Source organism: Arthrobacter sp. MYb221 (assembly GCF_002979835.1).
GTDB lineage: Bacteria > Actinomycetota > Actinomycetes > Actinomycetales > Micrococcaceae > Glutamicibacter.
Map to the genome: position 1 here is coordinate 265,779 of NZ_PCPW01000003.1, position 18,420 is coordinate 284,198.

At 55.4% G+C, this 18,420-nt stretch carries 12 protein-coding genes; 4 read left to right on the forward strand and 8 right to left on the reverse strand.

The features are described from left to right. Nucleotides 1–128: 128 nt before the first annotated feature. A complete protein-coding gene (dinB, locus tag CQ015_RS05750; RefSeq protein ID WP_181148229.1) occupies nucleotides 129–1,307 on the reverse strand; it encodes a DNA polymerase IV in 1,179 nt (392 codons plus the stop codon). A 149-nt stretch (nucleotides 1,308–1,456) separates the two neighbouring features. On the opposite strand from dinB, the gene CQ015_RS05755 reads away from it, so the two are divergent. After that, entirely contained in the window at nucleotides 1,457–2,563 is a 1,107-nt protein-coding gene (locus CQ015_RS05755; protein WP_105568868.1) for a polyprenyl synthetase family protein, read from the forward strand. 230 nt (nucleotides 2,564–2,793) lie between these two features. Here the strand turns inward: CQ015_RS05755 and CQ015_RS05760 are convergent, their stop codons facing one another. After that, the gene (locus CQ015_RS05760; protein ID WP_096286571.1) at nucleotides 2,794–3,147 is read right to left on the reverse strand and encodes an Rv2175c family DNA-binding protein; all 354 of its coding nucleotides are present in this window, start codon (nucleotides 3,145–3,147) and stop codon (nucleotides 2,794–2,796) included. Nucleotides 3,148–3,349: 202 nt separating this feature from the next. Here CQ015_RS05760 and CQ015_RS05765 point away from each other — a divergent pair, with 202 nt between their 5' ends. Further along, on the forward strand, nucleotides 3,350–5,269 hold the full coding sequence (locus CQ015_RS05765; RefSeq protein ID WP_105649570.1) for a lytic transglycosylase domain-containing protein: 1,920 nt from the start codon (nucleotides 3,350–3,352) through the stop codon (nucleotides 5,267–5,269). A 71-nt stretch (nucleotides 5,270–5,340) separates the two neighbouring features. Here CQ015_RS05765 and CQ015_RS05770 read toward each other — a convergent pair whose 3' ends face one another. The 5 genes from CQ015_RS05770 to CQ015_RS05790 form a co-directional block, all read right to left on the reverse strand. Further along, entirely contained in the window at nucleotides 5,341–6,837 is a 1,497-nt protein-coding gene (locus CQ015_RS05770) for a sensor histidine kinase (protein WP_105552443.1), read from the reverse strand. 9 nt (nucleotides 6,838–6,846) lie between these two features. Further along, a complete protein-coding gene (locus CQ015_RS05775) occupies nucleotides 6,847–11,652 on the reverse strand; it encodes an NAD-glutamate dehydrogenase (RefSeq protein ID WP_258133828.1) in 4,806 nt (1,601 codons plus the stop codon). Nucleotides 11,653–11,772: 120 nt separating this feature from the next. Continuing rightward, nucleotides 11,773–13,011 (reverse strand): hypothetical protein, encoded by a 1,239-nt coding sequence (locus CQ015_RS05780; RefSeq protein WP_105649571.1) that lies wholly within the window; start codon nucleotides 13,009–13,011, stop codon nucleotides 11,773–11,775. After that, nucleotides 13,008–13,592, reverse strand: coding sequence for a hypothetical protein (locus CQ015_RS05785; RefSeq protein ID WP_105552446.1), 585 nt, complete (start codon nucleotides 13,590–13,592; stop codon nucleotides 13,008–13,010). The genes CQ015_RS05780 and CQ015_RS05785 overlap by 4 nt, the downstream gene beginning before the upstream one ends. A gap of 172 nt (nucleotides 13,593–13,764) precedes the next feature. Next, nucleotides 13,765–14,313: a hypothetical protein gene (locus CQ015_RS05790; RefSeq protein ID WP_105568864.1), complete on the reverse strand. Its 549-nt coding sequence runs from the start codon at nucleotides 14,311–14,313 to the stop codon at nucleotides 13,765–13,767. 191 nt (nucleotides 14,314–14,504) lie between these two features. Here CQ015_RS05790 and CQ015_RS05795 point away from each other — a divergent pair, with 191 nt between their 5' ends. Together CQ015_RS05795 and CQ015_RS05800 are read left to right on the forward strand one after the other, a co-directional pair. After that, on the forward strand, nucleotides 14,505–15,164 hold the full coding sequence (locus tag CQ015_RS05795; RefSeq protein WP_146113300.1) for a LysM peptidoglycan-binding domain-containing protein: 660 nt from the start codon (nucleotides 14,505–14,507) through the stop codon (nucleotides 15,162–15,164). Between the two features lie 13 nt (nucleotides 15,165–15,177). Next, on the forward strand, nucleotides 15,178–15,693 hold the full coding sequence (locus CQ015_RS05800; protein ID WP_105568862.1) for an Rv3235 family protein: 516 nt from the start codon (nucleotides 15,178–15,180) through the stop codon (nucleotides 15,691–15,693). Here CQ015_RS05800 and secA read toward each other — a convergent pair. Next, a complete protein-coding gene (gene secA / locus CQ015_RS05805; protein WP_105552450.1) occupies nucleotides 15,690–18,344 on the reverse strand; it encodes a preprotein translocase subunit SecA in 2,655 nt (884 codons plus the stop codon). The two genes, CQ015_RS05800 and secA, sit on opposite strands and share 4 nt — an antisense overlap. Between the last annotated feature and the right edge of the window lie 76 nt (nucleotides 18,345–18,420).

An 18,420-nucleotide genomic window follows, 5' to 3' on the forward strand; every position in this document is an offset into this window, starting at 1 on the left:
ACGCACAACCACTTGGAAACGTTCCAATCGGTATTTGCTACCTACTTATTAGGATAGTCTCTTTTACCGCTACCCTGCTAGTTGATCTTCAGCTCTTTCAGGCAACTTCATAGCTACGCCGATTAAAGCTATTTTTCTTTGGGTCGAAGGAAGCGGGCCGGAGCTAATCCGGAGTCAGGGAATCGTTGGCTTATTTCGTCCGCAACCCTCTCAGCTTCGCGGGTTTTGCCCTCCGCTGGATCCAAACTGAGCTGAATGCCCAACTCAGGGTCGCTTAGCCTTTCTGCCTTCACTCCCACAAGCCGTACCGGCTGCGGCAACGGAGTCATCCGACGCAATAGTTCGATGGCACTTTGACTTATTGCGGAAGACGAGTCTGTTGGCGCGGCCAAAGTACGGGATCTTGTTACGCCAGTAAAATCTTGGTATTTCAGTTTGAGGCCCACTGCGGATGCGGCTTTATTGGAGGCGCGAAGCCGCTGGCCTATCCGGTGTCCTAGTCTGAGCAATTCTTCTTCCAGCAATTCGAGGTCTGCAATATCGCCGGCAAAGGTATGTTCGGCAGAAATGCTCTTTTCTTCCCTTGTGGTCTGAACTGCTCGGTTATCGATGCCATGGGCCAGCAGGTGCAAGGAACGGCCGTGTTCACCAAAACGTTGGATCATACGTGATTGGGGCTCGTCGGCTAATTGCTCGATAGTTTCGATCGCCAACGCGTGAAGTTGTTCTCCAGTTTTCTTCCCGACACCCCACATCGCCGATACTGGCAATTGATGCAGAAACTCCGTGGTTCGTTCTGGTGCGACGACGATCAGCCCATTGGGCTTGGCATGCGTCGAGGCAAGTTTTGCGACAAACTTGTTTCGAGCAATGCCGATGCTGGAGGGTAGATTCAATTCCTCGGCCAGGTGGGCGCGAATTCGGTGAGCGATCGCGACCGGGCCACCGAGCAACCTCATGCTTCCGGTGACGTCAAGGAACGCTTCGTCGATACTTACTTGCTCAACCAAAGGCGTAATAGTCTCAAAGTAGTTCATGATCTGGGCAGAAACCGCAGAGTACACCCCATGCTGCGGTTCGATAATCGTTGCCTGCGGCATCAAGGCGATTGCTTGGCTCATCGGCATAGCCGATCGCACCCCGCGTGCCCGGCAATCATAGGATGCGGATAAGACTACGCTTCGGCCATTTGGAAATCCGACGATCACCGGTTCATGCCTTAACTCGGGACGCTCGCGCAGCTCTACAGACACGAAAAAGGCATCCATATCCACATGCAAGATCGCGCGGTTTTCCAAGACTGACATATCTACAGTCTAGTGAGCGTCACCGACGGATGGCTGGCAAGTGTTAGCAATCCAATATGGGGCCATTCTGCGCTCTGCTAGCAACCCATAAAGATAACGGTAGAGTTGAAACTATCCGTTAGCAGTTCACGCTTAGAAAATGGTTTTGCATGTCGCCGTCTGAATCTCTGTCAGCCCTCGTGTCAGAAGCCGGGGAGGTGAGCCGCACGTACACCGATGCGGTCGCTCATCGCCTGGAAGACTTCTTGTCGTCAAAAAGCGAAGAAGTTGCTCAGATTACTGCCAGCGCCACGGAAATCGTCAACAGCATTCAAGATCTTACTCGTGGCGGAAAGCGGCTTCGTCCGCTATTCGCCTATTGGGGGTTTCTCGGGGCTGGAGGTCAGCCCGACGACGAGAATATTGTTCGCCTGGGCATAGCTCTAGAACTCTTCCAGGGTGCCGCGCTCATCCACGATGACATTATTGACAACTCAGATACTCGTCGAGGCAAACCGAGCGTACACAAGCGCTTTGAGGCCCAGCATTCTTCGCTCGGATTAACTGGGAACGCAGCACAGTACGGCGTAGCGAGCGCCATCCTCACCGGGGACTTGTGCCTATCTCTGAGTGAAGAAGTCTTTGCCGGGATTGACAGCCTAACGCCAGGCACCCGGGCGATCTTCAACAAGATGCGGCTGCAAGTCATGGCGGGACAATATCTGGACGTTCTTGAAGAGTCCGCTGGCTCTGCCTACGATCCGGCCGAGGCAGTTAAGCGCGCTCGCACCATCGTTCGATACAAGTCCGCAAAATACTCGACGGAGAATCCCTTCTTGCTTGGTGGCGCATTGGCTAATGCGAGCGACGAACTCTTGGAAAGCTATAGTGCTTTCGCTTTGCCCTTGGGTGAAGCCTTCCAACTACGGGATGACGTTCTCGGAGTTTTTGGCGATCCATCGGTCACCGGAAAACCTGCTGGCGATGACCTTCGCGAAGGAAAGCGCACCGAATTGATTGCTCATGCCTTGGCGCTAACCGTCCCGGAGGAACGCGAGTTTATCCAAACTCGCCTCGGTGCCCAAAACTTAAGCGATGTGGAAGTTGCCAAAATGAGCAATATTTTGCGGGCGTCTGGCGCGCTGCGGGAAACCGAGTCCAGTATCAGCGATCTGACTACGCAGTCACTGGCAGCACTAGAACGCATCGATGTCGCTCCGCTTCCTTTGGCCGGAATGCATTATCTCAGCGATGCAGTCACTAAGCGAAGCAAATGAACTCTTCGCGCCTCCAAGAACCCGTTACTTCAAAGATTGCTAGCTGAGCAAAGCGCCACCGAATCCTCCTGGAACTCCAATCGCCTTGAACGAGGTACTACTCGGTGAGTCAGCGTAATGCGCGATCTAGGTAGGGTCTCAGGAAAATAACAGAGGTCTCGACCACGTCCAATGCGTTGACGTGGCCGAGACCTCTCTTTTATAAAGACTTTATGGTCTTGTCGAAGGGCCTACCAGGCGAGGGCTTGCGCACGACGACGGATCTCGGTTTTTCGTCCGGTGCGCAAGGCATTCATTGGTGTTCCTGGCAACGACTCATCTTCGGTAAATAGCCACTTGATGGCATCTTCATCCGAATATGCGGCGTCTTGAAGCACCGACAGGGTTCCTTTGAGGCTCTCCACTACAGCGCCGTCAAGAACGAAGTCTGCGGGGATTGACCGCACATGACGCTCACCGATCCGTACGGAAATGATAGCGCGCTCATCGAGCATGCGGTGGACACGTCGAATATCGACGTCAAGAATTTCGGCTAGGTCCGGCAGGGTTAGCCACTGGCCAACGGTTTTTTGAAGTTCATTCACCTCTAAAGGTTCCCACAAATTAGTGAACGGTGCAGAAACTTTAATCCCGACGAGCCACAATGGTTTCCATGCGCCACAGTAGTAGTGTAAATTTTCATGTATCACTTTGATAACAATTGCCACATGAACAACATTGGTGCCGTTACCTAGCATCGTTCGAGTGAAAGTTGTTACCTACACCCCTGATTTGAGGATTGACCCCATGCCACACGAATCGAGCTATGCAGCTAAGCATGCGCTAGGCGTCGTAGCAGGCGCGGCTATACCTGCCGCAGTGATCGGCAGCCTGGCCCTAGCCCCCGCAGTTCAGGCGGCTCCTGTTCCATTGACTCTGAGCCCAAACTCCTTATCGCCAAAAAGCGTCTCACCAGAGACCGTCAAGATCGCTGAAGACCATATCAAGGCGCATCTGCTCGCTTCTCGTGTTTCGACTATGGGACTTCCTGCTAAACGCAGCATCAAGGAAATCAAGGTCGAGCCAGGCTCGTCGTTGTGGAGCATTGCCAGGGAGTATGACACTTCCGTCTCCGAGTTGAAGAAACTCAACAATCTCAAGAACGACGTTATTATTGCCGGAAAGACTCTTAAGGTTCCGGGCAGTGCTTCCTCATCACAGGAGAAGTCAAAGTCCCAGAGCACTCGAAGCTCGTCATACACGGTCAAAAATGGCGATACGCTTGGGGCAATCGCCGCGAAGCACAATATGAGCTTGTCTTCGTTGCTGAGCAAGAATGATATCTCTGCTAGCTCGCTGATATTCCCAGGCGACAAGCTCACCGTTTCGGGCAGCTCCAAGTCCTCTTCGCCAAAGAGCGAAAGCAAGAACCAAAACTCAGGTTCAAGCTCTTCTGCCTACACGGTCAAAAGCGGAGATACCCTCGGTGGCATCGCAGCCAAGCACAACATGAGCCTCTCAGCCCTGTTGAGCAAGAACAACATTTCAGCTTCGAAGCCAATCTTCCCAGGCGACAAGCTCACCGTTTCGGGCAGCTCCAAGTCCTCTTCGCCAAAGAGCGAAAGCAAGAACCAAAACTCAGGTTCAAGCTCTTCTGCCTACACGGTCAAGAGCGGCGACACCCTCGGTGGCATCGCAGCCAAGCACAACATGAGCCTCTCAGCCCTGTTGAGCAAGAACAACATTTCAGCTTCGAAGCCAATCTTCCCAGGCGACAAGCTCACCGTTTCGGGCAGCTCCAAGTCCTCTTCGCCAAAGAGCGAAAGCAAGAACCAAAATTCAGGTTCAAGCTCTTCTACTTACACGGTCAAGAGCGGCGACACCCTCGGTGGCATCGCAGTCAAGCACAACATGAGCCTCTCGGCCCTGTTGAGCAAGAACAACATCAGCGCCGGCAAGCATATCTTTCCCGGCGATAAACTAATCGTTTCTGGTGGATCTTCGAGTTCCAAAAATTCTGAGAAGAAGAGCGAACCGAAGAAGTCCGGCAACGCAACCTACACCGTCAAGAGCGGTGACACGCTCGGCGGTATCGCTGGCCAGCACAATATGAAGCTGTCGGCGCTGCTTAACTTGAACCCTCAGGTAAGCACCCAATCTCCGCTGAAGATTGGTGAAAAGCTCAAGGTCTCCGGTTCCTCGGTACAGCCAAACGGCAATGTCGAGAAGAAGGAAGACCGCAAGATCGGCAATACTTTTGAGGGGCGCACCTATCCGGATGCCACCGTCAATGATGCCAATCAGAACAAGAACTACTTAGATTCCGTCTCGGTCCCAAGCCGTGATGAAATGAAAGCCATGATCCGTTCGACCGCTAACAGCATGGGTGTTGACCCTGCACTTGCCATGGCACACGCCATGCAGGAATCTGGCTTCAACATGCGTGCAGTCTCCCCCGCCAACGCCTTGGGCGCCATGCAGGTTATTCCGAGCACCGGCGAGTGGATGTCGTCCCGGCTCGGACGCGATCTGAATTTGCTGAAGCCACAGGACAATGTCGCTGCTGGCGTGGCCACGATCCGTTTCAATCTGGATAACACCGATAGCTTGGATGATGCAATTGCTTCGTACTATCAAGGACTCGGAGGAGTCCGAAAGTACGGGATGTTCGAAGACACCAAGCGTTACGTCGCGAGCGTCAAATCTTTGATGAAGCAGTACAGCTAAACCCAAAGAGTAGTGGGGGCAAGTTCTTTAGGAACTTGCCCCCACTACTCTTTAACAAATTACTTCTTCGCCTATGCCGTGTACTGCTCGCGCCGGTTGCGGTGTAGCGGCATTTCTATGACAACCTTTGTTCCTTGCGGTTCAGATTGCACCCACTGGATTTCACCAGATAATTCGCTGGTGACCAAGGTGCGCACGATCTGCAATCCCAAACCTTCACGCCGTGGACCGTCTGGCAGGCCATGTCCGTCATCTTGAATCACCACGCGCAGCCAATCTTTACCGTCATGTCCGCGGTACCGATTCGCGAGGAGTCCAACTTCGCCATCCCTGTTAGCTAATCCATGCTCCACCGCGTTTGTCACCAGTTCGTTGATAACCAACGACAGTGGTGTGGCCAAATCGGCATCGAGCATTCCGAATTCGCCTTCGCGCCGCGTAGCAACGCGCTGACCCGGAGAGGCAATTTCGACAATGAGCCGGAACTGACGATCCATCAGGTCATCAAATTTGACGGTTTCGTTCAGGCCCTTGGACAAGAAATCGTGAACCGATGCGATAGTTGAAACGCGCCGCATAGCCTGTTCGAGTCCTTGCTGACCCTCGACTGAGTTCATCCGCCGCGATTGCATGCGCAATAGAGCCGCCACGGTCTGCAGATTATTTTTTACCCTGTGGTGAATCTCGCGAATCGTCGCGTCTTTGGTGACAAGTTCCTTCTCGCGACGTCTGAGCTCAGTGACATCACGGCAAAGCACTAGGGCACCCCAACGTTTCGATTCGTCTCGAAGCGGGATTGCACGAAGAGACAGGGTGACCCCGGAAAATTCGACTTCGGTACGCCAAGGCATTTTGCCTTGCAGCACCAGTGGTAGCGTCTCATCGACAACGCGCCGGTCACTGACCAGGGCCATGGTGAGATCCGCGAGCGGTTGACCTTGAAGAACTTCGGCCGCCCCTAGCCGGCGGAAAGCCGACACTGCGTTCGGGCTGGCGTATTCGACCACCCCGTTGACGTTGAGCCTGATGAATCCATCACCGACACGCGGCGCGCCGCGGCGTGAGCCGGTAGGGCTTGCGAAGTCCGGCCACAGCCCGCGGGTTCCCATGGTGAGAAGGTCCTCGGCGCTCTGCCGGTACACGAGTTCCAGGTTCGAGGGCGTACGTGCCTGATTTGGATCAAAGTGTGAGGTGATCACGGCAACAGGGCGGTGCTGGCGCACCAAGGGAATGGCTTGGACCGAAGTTAATCCGGAAATCAGATCAGCGCTTGGTTGCTCGGCAGATTTTTGCACGCGTTGGCTGTCCCAGGCCTGGTCGACCATGAGTCGCAAATCTCTACGGATCCGCTCTCCCACAAAGTCCGTGTGGAATACGGTGTGGGAGGTAGAAGGCCGTACGTGCGCAAGCGCGACATAGGACCCGTCGCCGGTGGGGAACCAAAGAACAAGATCAGCGAACGCCAGATCTGAGATCAGTTGCCAGTCCCCCACCAGCAGGTGGAGCCAGTCCTCATCACCGGGCCCGAGGTTTGCTTGTTGACGGAGTTGCTCGGTGATGAGGGCCATTAGGGGGTGTTACCTCCGGACGATGGAACGCAGAAGGCGAAGGGCTACAGACAGCGACGCCATGTCGTCGCGTCCGAGGCTGTTTACTTCAGCAAACATTGTCTTCGCACGATCAAGGTTAGCCGTGTTTGCTTCTTCCCAAGCTGCAACACGCTCTGCCGGACCGGCAATCTCCGCACCGTTGTCCAACACGTTCAAGGTCAGATCAATGAGTGTCGTATACAGGTCGTCACGCATTGCTGCACGGGCCAACGCCTGCCAACGATCCGAACGCGGCAGCTTAGTGATCCGATTGAGCAAATCGTCGGCGCCAAACTGGTTGTACAACACGAAGTAGGTCTCGGCGACCTGCTGTGCCGAATACTCGGTACGACCAACCAGTTCGGCGATATCCAACAATGTATAGGATTCGAACTGAGAGGCCCACATGCTTGCTCGATGCTCGTCGATCCCATTGCTGATCGCATCAAGCTGCCATGCGTTGTAACGTTCGAGATCCGACCCGCGCAACAGCGTCGGCAGGCTCTGGCGCAACTCGCTGACGATCGGTTCATAGTTGCCTACGATTTCTTCGACCGGCTGCTGCTGATCAACGCGGTTGATGAACCAACGCGTCGTACGATCAAGCAAGCGACGCATGTCGTGATGCTGTCTTCCCCAGTACGCCACCTCCGTACCAGCGGGTTGGAGGTTGATCGCAGCGAATTGCCGGTCGAAACCATAGATTTCACGCAACGCGGTGAACATCTTGGCGATCTGGACTTCGTTTGCACCGGTTTCTTCCATGGCACGGAAGACATAGGTGACCCCACCGATGTTGATGATGTCATTGGCAACAACAGTCGCAATGATCTCCCGGCGCAACGGGTGAGTTTCCAGCTGATCGCCGAAGCGATCCACTAGCTGCTGCGGGAAGTAGCGGCGTAATGTCGCTACGTAATACGGATCATCCGCCAGATCGGATTCAGCCAGCGCATGCGCGAGCTGAATTTTGGCGTAGGCGGCCAGCACCGAAATCTCCGGCGCGGTCATCATCTCACCAGCGCTCTTGCGCTGTTCCAGCTCCTCGCTACTTGGCAGGAACTCCAGCTCACGATTCAGATCAGCGTTTTTTTCCAGCCACTGCATCAGTCGCTCGTAGGCGGGAGCCCAGACCTTGGCTGCATGCTTTTCGTTCAGCAGTAGCACGTTCTGATCAAAATTGGCCTGCAGCACCAGGTCGCCCACATTGTCCGTCATCGACAACAAGAAATCGGTGCGTTCTTCAGCGGTGAGCTTTCCCGCCTTGATCTGCCGGTCTACGAAGATCTTGATGTTTACTTCACGGTCCGACGTATCTACACCGGCAGAGTTATCGATGGCGTCGGTATTGAGGATAACGCCATTGCGGGCTGCCTCGATGCGGCCAAGCTGCGTCATGCCCAGGTTTCCGCCCTCGCCGATGACCTTGACGCGAATTGCGCCGCCATCAACACGGATCGCGTCGTTGGCGCGATCGCCCACCTGTGCGTGTGTTTCGGCGCTGGATTTCACATAGGTTCCGATGCCGCCGTTGTAGAGCAGGTCAACTGGTGCCGACAGAATCGCCTTGAGCAATTCGTTTGGGCTCAGCTTAGTGACCGAGGGGTCCAAGCCCAGGACTTCGCGTACCTGCACGCCAATCGGGACCGACTTCAAGCTGCGGGAGTAGACTCCGCCGCCTTCGGAAATCAGTTCCTTGTTGTAGTCTGCCCAGCTGGAGCGCGGAAGATCGTATAGGCGCTGGCGCTCGACAAAGGAGGCTTCCGGCGCCGGGTTTGGATCTAGGAAAATGTCGCGGTGGTCGAATGCGGCGACCAGCTTCACGGTACGGGTGCGCAGTAGTCCATTGCCAAAGACGTCGCCTGACATGTCGCCAACGCCTACAGCGGTGAACTCTTCACGCTGAGTATCCAGACCAAGCTCGAAGAAATGGCGCTTGACCGATTCCCATGCGCCACGGGCGGTAATGCCCATGCCCTTATGGTCATAGCCTACGGAGCCACCCGAGGCGAAGGCGTCACCCAGCCAGTGGCCCTTCTCCTGCGAAATCGAGTTGGCGATGTCTGAGAAGCTTGCTGTGCCCTTGTCCGCGGCCACTACCAGATAGGTGTCATCCCCGTCGTGGCGCACCACATTAGCTGGTGACTCGACGTGCTCGCCATTTTCATCGGTGACCAGATTATCGGTCAAATCCAGCAAGGTCCGGATAAAGATGCGGTAGGAGGCTTTGCCTTCTTCCATCCAAGCTGCCCGATCTACTGCCGGACTAGGTAGCTGCTTGGCGTAGAAACCGCCCTTTGCTCCGGTAGGCACAATCACCGAGTTCTTGACCATCTGCGCCTTGACCAGACCCAGCACTTCGGTGCGGAAGTCCTCTCGACGATCGGACCAGCGCAGGCCACCGCGGGCAACCGCACCAAACCGGAAATGCACACCCTCGACACGTGGCGAGTAGACCCACATTTCATGCCTTGGCCGTGGGAATGGGGCAAAGTCAATCTCTTCGGGTGCGAGCTTGAAGGCCAGCGCGAGACGTTCGGTGTAGTAGTTCGTCCGCTTGGTTGCCTCTATGACCTTTACGAAACGGCGAAGCAGCGTGTCCGCGTCTAAGGTAGGCACATTTTCAAGTGCTTCGTCGATCTGAGCCAGAGCCTGATCCCGTGCCGAAGTTGAAGCCGCAGCAGAGAGCGAAGGATCGAAGGTGGCATGGAACAAATCGACGATACCGTGTGTCACTGCCGCATTGTTGACCAGGGTCGATGCGATGAATCCGGTGGAATTCGAAATGCCAAGCTGCAAAAGGTAGTGCGCGTAGGCACGAAGCATGGCGACTTCCTGCCAGGTTAACCCTTCACGCAGCACCAGCGCATTGAGCTTGTCCGATTCGGCGGCGTTGCGAACCACGGCAGAGTAGGCGTCGGCAAGTTTGGTTTCGATGGTGGCGAAGTCGATTTCTGGATCAACCTTCAGCCCCATGTCATAGATGTACCGCTCGCCGATACCTTCGGGGTTCAGCTCATACGGGCGCTCATCAACCACATCAAGGCCCAAATCCTGCAGTACGGGCAGGATCCCTGAAAGCAGCAACGGCCGGTCTACAAAGATTTTCATTCGCTTGGTGACAGCGGAATCTTCGTCATTGGCAGCATCGTAGAAGGAAACGACTGGTCCTTGCTGATCCGGAGCATCAAGCTCCTCCAGCAGATCAATGTCGGCCAGTGCATCTTCAATCTCAAATTGCACCTTGTACGCTGCAGGGAATGCGCCGGCCCACGAATTGGCCAGGTGGTTGGCTTCGCCCGGTTCGAGACTATTCCGTGCGGTGTCGGTAATCGCGTCGTTCCAGGAGCGAACTGCCTTGGCGATTCGATTCTCCAACGCCTTGCGATCCACCACCGGGGTCAACCCATGGTGCTGAAGGCGAAGTCGATAGAACAGCCGGACCAAGGCGCCGGCTCCGAGCTGCGCTTCATATTCGGTGGACACCGGATTGAAGCTGGAATCCAGCTCTTTTTCGATACGCTGTCGCACATCGGTGGAGAACCTGTCGCGTGGCAGATACACCATTGCGGTCACAAAGCGCCCGTAGGAGTCAGTGCGCAGGAAGACCGAGGTGCGGCGACGCTCTTGCAGACGCAGAATGCCTAATGCAATTTCGGTCAGGTCGTCTACCGAGATCTGGAACATTTCATCGCGCGGGTAGGACTCTAGGATCGTGACGATGTCCTTGCCGGAGTGCGAGTCTCGGGCGAATCCGGTACTTTTCAGGACCGCTTCGATTTTTTCACGCACCACCGGTACGGTTTTCACACTCGAGGTGTACACCTTGGTAGCAAACAACCCAATGAAGCGACGCTCACCATTGACTTCGCCGCTGGCATCGAAGCTCTTAACCCCCACATAGTCCAGGTAGACTCCGCGGTGCACGGTGGAACGCGAGTTCGCTTTGGTGATGATCAATGCGCGCTTGTCGCGGGCCGTCGCGCGGCCACGCTTGGTCAGGTGCTGTGGGCCCTGGTCCTCCAGGGATCGCATGAGCCCTAGACCGCTTCCTTCACGGGCAACGAGTACGTCTTCCCCGTGCTCCGTGGTCAGATAGTAGTCGCGGTAGCCCAAGAAGGTGAAACGACCGTCCGACATCCAGTTCAGCAGCTCTACCGCTTGGTCGAGATCGGCAATCTCGCCTGCATTGGCGGTCTGCGGCAGCGTCTGGGCAATGCTCTTTGCACGATCCAGCATTGCGGGCCAGTCCTGCACGGCAACCCGCACGTCGGCAAGGACCTTCAGCAAATTTTCAACGATCGTCACTGCTTCATCGTCGGAGAGGTCGCGTGCGACTTCTACCGAAATCCAGGATTCAACCTTGGTATGGGTGTCGAGCGAGGTCAGCGTGCTGAGATCCGACAAGGCAGCCGTATCGCCACTGGCAACGTGCTGCAACCCCGTGTGCGACAGCTTTTTGATCAGTCCGGTGTCTCGATCGCGGGAGACCACGAAAGTCGGGTGCACGACGAGCTGAATTGGGGCTGAAAGCCGGACCAGTTCCGCGGTGACCGAATCAACCAAGAACGGCATATCGTCGGTGACGATATGTACCACCGAAACACCATTGTTGCGGGTAATAGATACATTGGCCGTATCAACGTCGCGGCCATATCCGATTTCCAAGTGTGCGGCTACTCGCGCCTCGAGCTCGTCGGGCGTAAACGCCGCGACATCTTCTCTAGCGATTTGGCCATAGTACTCGCTCACCAACTGCGAGGTGAGTGTCGCATCCATAAATGATTCTGACATGCTGGATTCCGACGAGTTCAAGTGAACGCCTCCAAGAACGAAGTTCTAATTAATCCGCGTCTTTGCGGATCTCCGATAGAAACCACACTACCGTGTTTTCGAGTACCAAAGTTCAAGGTTTCAGCCGATTCGACGACTCAGTCGCTTCCGTCTCTTTTCCGTGGATTTAATGCCCAGCAAACCCCGTATTTCAGTACGCAATGTACTCTTAGGGGCGATTTCAGCCAAGGGCGATCCGGCTAGTAGCGCCGCATTGCAGCTCACCACGTCTTGGGGCAGGTATCCAGCGATGCAATGATTGGGCCCGAACCGATCCCAGGTTTCCAGGAGACGCCGTTTGGGGCTATGCCCGGTATTCGCAGCACCGAGTTTATTGAAAACAATCTGCAGACTCACTCCGGGGACTTGATCTTCCAATTCATCGATCGCTCGAAGGGCGCGCGGGATCCCTACGCTATCTGCGGCGACAACCATAAATACTTCATCCGAACAGCGAAGCATCTCCACGGTGACCGCGTTGCGCTGAGGCGCTTGGGTGTCAAAGCTCAGTTGTTCGTCCATTTCCACCTGCGATGCGACATCAAGCACCACCAAATCATTGTGTTCACGCAAGACACTTGTCGCACGACGTAGCGCAGAGGCCCTCACCTCCGGCCACCTGCTTGACCGGGGCAGACCGGTCGCTACTTTGAGTATCGCAGTACCAACTTCGACGCTCAAGCAAGTTGCATCCAACCTTGCAGGTTCGCGTGATCCCGAGTCAATCACGCGACAAAGCTGCGCGATAGATGCGGATTCATCGAGCAGACCCAGCTGTATGGAAATGGACGCGGCAAAAGTATCGGCGTCCAGTATCACCACCGTTTTTCCTGAGAGCGCGGCTTCCACAGCGTAGTTCAGCGCCACCGTGCTTCGGCCCGGTGCACCCGCCGCGCCCCAAAAGCAGACAATTTTTCCGGTCGACAATGTCGCTTGCGCGGAGGCCTCGGTGACCTGTGCTTCGTCTAACTCATCGGGATGCGTCAATTCACGAAGCGCCTGCACCACGAGTAGTTCTAGCTCCAGCATTGGAACGCTCTCAATTACTTCGAGCATTCCTTGGGTGGTGCCACCGCTTCGAGGTTTTTCGTCCAGCAGTACCAGCACCGTTTGTTGCGAAATCACCGCGTCGATCTGTTCCAGTGGCGGCAGCAGCTCCCGACCGGACACCAACAGCACGTCTGTTGCGCCCACCGCACAGGCCGCAACGGCCTCCGCAATATCTTCACATACGCGAGTGACCATCAACTCGCCGCGATACCCTTCGATTTGGCGGACAACGTGTTCACCATTTCCCAAGACCACCACCGAGATACTCATTGCTGGGTACCGGCTGGATTGTAGATCACGATAATTCTCGATTCGTTAGCCAAGGCTTGAAGCAATGGCTCGAGATGGTCGGGTTCGACGAGCAGCTCCAGATTGGTACCGTTTTGATTCACGAGTCCCCCTGCGCGGGCAACCCGTGCAGAGACTTCCACCATGCTTGCCAACTGTTCTGGAACTCCGTACGCCGAACCGCCCTTTTCACGTTGGGCAATCCATACATCGACGAAACTACCCGGGGTAATCGCCGGCGTAAGATCCGCTGGCAGATCAATATTGATTGGCCGGCGGGAGCCCAATTCGTTGTGCGTAATGGAGTCGTTCGGGATGAACTCACCGGCTCCAATGAAGGTATTGGCGCGGGCGTTGGTAATGAGCTCCGGATTCGCTTCGAGGTATTGAACACCGGATTCCCCGAGTTTCACATTCTCAGTTCGAAGATTTTGCGTCGAGAGTTCTTCTCCCAGAGTGATGTTTGCTCCGGCTACATAAACCTCTGTGGTGTGGTTCAGTTCGCGCACGAGATAAACCGTGCCAACCACTGAAGCCACGACCAGGACCGCGCCCAGGGCCAATCTCGGGTCCTTCCACGTCGGTCGCTTTACTCGCGGTGCGCTAGCAGAACGGGTCGTGCCGGTGTTCTGTTCGCCGCTCATGCTCTGTCCTTTGCCCGCGCTAGCTACTTGTTTCGAGAGCCTACGACAAGTTTCGGTTGGTGTGAAGACCTATTCCGGGGCCTGTGGATTATTAGACATCGACGACTTGGACCCAGCCGACCGTATCTAGCGGCAGGAGCTGATAGCCGGTGATACTGCGATCACGCGCGTAATCGTCTCTGGGATGAAGCGCAATGATGAGAAAGTCTTTACCTACCTGCGACAAGGTTCCTTCGGCTATTGGCTTGCCGTTGATGTCATATGCCAAGGTTCGTTGGCGATCACGCAGCACGCCGCGAACCACGGTGGAGAACTTTACTGGCGATAAGCGCCCTGCGAGGTTAGAACCGATCTGATTCATTTCCAGTGAACGCAGCGCCAAATTCTTCACCAGCCAACGCTTGCCTTCATTTTCGAGGCAGAAATATTCTCTACCGATGGGGCCAAGCCTTGCGTTTATTTCGTATTCGCCGGCCAGCTTCAGGGCAACTGCCGATCCTTGAAGCCGAAGCAAGCGCTCATGCATTTGCTCTGTAGCTCGTTCGATACGAATACATTCCGCTACCTCTTCGCGGAACTGTGCCGCCAGTTGGGCTTCGGCCTGGGCCTCAAGATCTTCAAAAAGGGAATCCCATCGCATGCGCCCACTGTACGAGAGAAGAGTTTTTCGGGAAACCCTCTTCCATAAAATCAATTAAAGTGTCATCATCTATATCTAACTATAGCAAACTGCATCAAATTACATAAAAAGAGGCGAGATGGATGTTCCGCTTAAGGAAGACTTTCATGGTCGGTCTGCTGACTGGTGCAACGTTGGTCATCCTGTTGGCCTTGGCCGAATGGGCCGTACGTTCACGGCCCCACTTCGATCCAGCTGGCGACCTGTCGCAGAACTTGCTGGTGTTATTTCTGCTTGGCACCGGAGTCCTCTTTGGTGCGTACCTGATTTTTTATGCTCTCCTGCGCGCGGCAATTAACGCGGCACGCCACGGGCATGGCGGCTTCTTGGAATTGTTGATCCGGTTGGCCCCAAGCTTGGCTCACCGTGCAGTGGGCCCGATCTTAGGAACAACGTTGGCACTGTCCGGAACCGGCATTGCCAACGGCGCGACGACTCCTCACCCGGATATCTCGCACCACCAAACCGGGGAGCTGGCATCTTTGCCACACAGCCCAGAAACTGCCTCAGCACAGCCAAATACCGAAATCCCAACACCGGGCTGGTTTCCTGGCTCACTGAGCATTCCTATGAACCGACTTCTGGGATCCGGGAATGACCGAAAAAGTGCCTCTGCGCAACCGGATCATGTAGTCGTCGCATCTGGACAAACCTTATGGAGCATCGCCAACGACTTGCTCAACAGACACGGATCGCCTGCCGAGATTGCCGAGCTTTGGCCGCAAATATATGAGTTGAACCGCCAGGTGATCGGGGAGGACCCAAATCTGCTGCGGCTTGGTATCGAACTGCAGTTGCCCAAAACCGACTAGGGAGGAAAACACCGTGAGCATCGAGTCAGAGCTGCTTGCCAACCGGACAAGAAATAGCAGGGCAGGCAGCTGCCCAAACACACCGCTACGCTTCACCGCAGAACATCGCCAGCCCAGCGCCAACAGATCGCCACAGCAAATTTCGTTGGCCATGGATCGCATATTTCATCGACCGGCGATTGCACCATCCGAGCGCAAGACCGTCGTCGAACTCTCTCATGCGGTGTCCCGAGCAGTCTTCGAGATCATCGCTGGATATCGTTCGGTGAGCCAATTGGCTTTTGTCATGGACCCCGAATGCGTAAAAAAGCTTCGTTCGCAGGCAATTCTGCAAACCGGTGGCTACACCGTCCAGCCGATGCCGGGCACCAGCCACGGCGAGGTACGTTCGCTGCATTTGTGGCCTACGATATCCGGTGCCTACGAATGCTCGGTCATCGTGGCCTTTAAACACCGCGTCCGCGCCGTAGCTCTCAGAATTGAGCCATGGCACGGACGATGGCAAATCACCAGTGTGGAAATGCTTTAGCGGCGCTTACTTTTCTTGTTCTTTTTGGCCGGGTTCGAAGCTTGCTTGGCCTGGGTACTGGCTTCGCCGTCCTCGTCAGGCCCGGTGAACTGCAAGTTCTTCGGAACGGCCGGTTCGCCCACTGCACCGGAGGATTCCTGACTCGTTTCCGATCCGGCTGGCACGTCGAGGTTGAAGAGTGTTCCGATGCTTTCTTCACGGATGGATTCCATCATGGTCTGGAACATGGTGTATCCCTCGCGCTGGTATTCAACCAACGGATCGCGCTGAGCCATGGCACGCAGACCGATGCCTTCCTTGAGATAGTCCATCTCGTACAGGTGCTCTTGCCACTTGCGACCGATCGTGGAAAGCACGACGCGGCGTTCGAGATCTCGCAAGACCTCGGAGCCGATGGCCTTTTCGCGCAGTTCATACTGGTACTTAGCGTCCGAGAGGATCTCGGTTTCAAGGAACTGTGGAGTTAGATGCCCAACGCCGTGCACCTCCTCGACCACTTCATCGACAGTGAGGCCGATCGGGTAAAGCTGCTTGAGGTTTGTCCACAGCTGCTTCAGGTCCCAATCATCCGGGTTGCCAACCAGAGTGACCTCGTTGACCATGGATTTCACGACGTCTTCGAGGAAGTGGCTGACCTTCTCGTCGATATTCTCGCCTTCTAGGATCGCGCGACGGTCGGCGTAGATTGCTTCACGCTGACGGTTCATCACGTCATCGTATTTCAGCACGTTCTTACGCTGTTCGGCGTTTACTCCCTCGACCTGCGCCTGCGCGGACTCGATGGCCTTGGAGACCATTTTGGATTCCAGGGCCACCTCGTCTGGCATCGACGGATTATTCATGATGCGTTCAGCCATGCCGGAGTTGAACCGCCGCATCAGGTCATCGGTCATCGAGAGGTAGAAACGGGACTCACCCGGGTCACCCTGACGACCCGCACGACCACGCAGCTGGTTGTCGATACGCCGCGATTCGTGGCGCTCGGTGCCAAGCACGTACAGCCCACCGAGCGCAGTGACCTCATCGGCTTCGCTAGCCACGGTGGCCTTGGCTTTCGCAAAGACCTCGTCCCAGACCTTGTTGTACTCCTCCGGATGGTTCTCCGGATCCAATCCTCGGCGTTCCATTTCGGCGACGGCCAGGAACTCGGCGTTGCCGCCGAGCATGATATCGGTACCACGTCCGGCCATGTTGGTGGAGACGGTGACGCCATTTTTACGACCCGCCATGGCAACGACGGCAGCTTCGCGTGCGTGCTGTTTAGCGTTCAGCACCTCGTGGCGAATGCCGCCCTTGGAGAGCAGCCGCGACAGATATTCGCTTTTTTCAACGCTGGTGGTACCCACCAGGATGGGCTGTCCGGTTCCGTGACGTTCGGCGATGTCTTCGACGACCGCATTGAATTTGGAAACTTCATTCTTGTAGATCAGGTCGGCCTGATCGTTTCGAATGGCCGGGCGGTTTGTTGGAATCTCGACGACACCGAGCTTGTAGGTACCCATGAATTCGGCGGCTTCAGTCTGCGCGGTACCGGTCATGCCCGAGATCTTGTCGTACATGCGGAAGTAGTTCTGCAAGGTGATGGTCGCCAAGGTCTGATTCTCAGCCTTAATGCTGACACCTTCCTTGGCTTCGATGGCCTGATGCATGCCTTCGGAATAGCGGCGGCCCTCAAGGGCGCGTCCGGTGTGCTCATCGACGATCATGACTTCGTCCTTGACAACGACGTAGTCCTTGTCTTTTTTGAACAGTTCCTTGGCTTTAATAGCGTTGTTCAGGAAACCGATCAGCGGGGTGTTATTCGATTCGTACAGGTTGTCGATGCCAAGATAGTCTTCGACCTTCTCGATACCGTCTTCCAGCACACCGATGGTGCGCTTCTTTTCGTCGACTTCATAGTCATCCTCACGGTCGAGGCGTTTGACGATCTTGGCGAATTCGGTGTACCAACGGTTCACGTCGCCTGATGCTTGGCCCGAAATGATCAATGGCGTACGTGCCTCGTCGATCAGAATCGAGTCGACCTCATCGACGATTACAAAGTTGTGTCCGCGCTGGACAAGTTCGGTCTTATTCCATGCCATGTTGTCGCGCAGGTAATCGAATCCGAATTCATTGTTCGTTCCGTAGGTAATGTCGTTCTCGTATTGTTTACGCCGCGCGGCTGGATCCATATTGGACAAGATGCAACCACAGCTCAAGCCGAGGAATCGGAAAACACGACCCATAAGATCCGACTGATACTGCGCGAGGAAGTCGTTGGTGGTCACCACGTGCACGCCCTTACCGGACAGGGCATTCAGATAAGCCGGCGCAGTCGCAACCAGGGTCTTACCTTCACCGGTACGCATTTCTGCGATATTACCCAGGTGCAGTGCAGCGCCACCCATGAGCTGCACGTCGAAGTGGCGCATGCCCAGAACTCGGTCTGAGGCCTCGCGAACGGCCGCGAAAGCTTCCGGAAGCAATGCTTCAAGAGTTTCGCCTTCTGCTAAACGAGCACGGAACTTATCGGTCTCGGCTTTAAGCTCCTCGTCCGACATGTCGCGAAATTCGTCTTCCAACGTATTGATCGTGTCGGCGTAAGCTCGAAGAGTCTTTAGAATCTTCTTGTCGCCGGTACGCAAAATACGTTCTAGCAATGATGCCACGTGGTAGCTCCCAATATCTCAAGCACAGTAAATTCTGGCGTCTTTAGTCTACGTGAGGAAAACAGCACAACTTGCT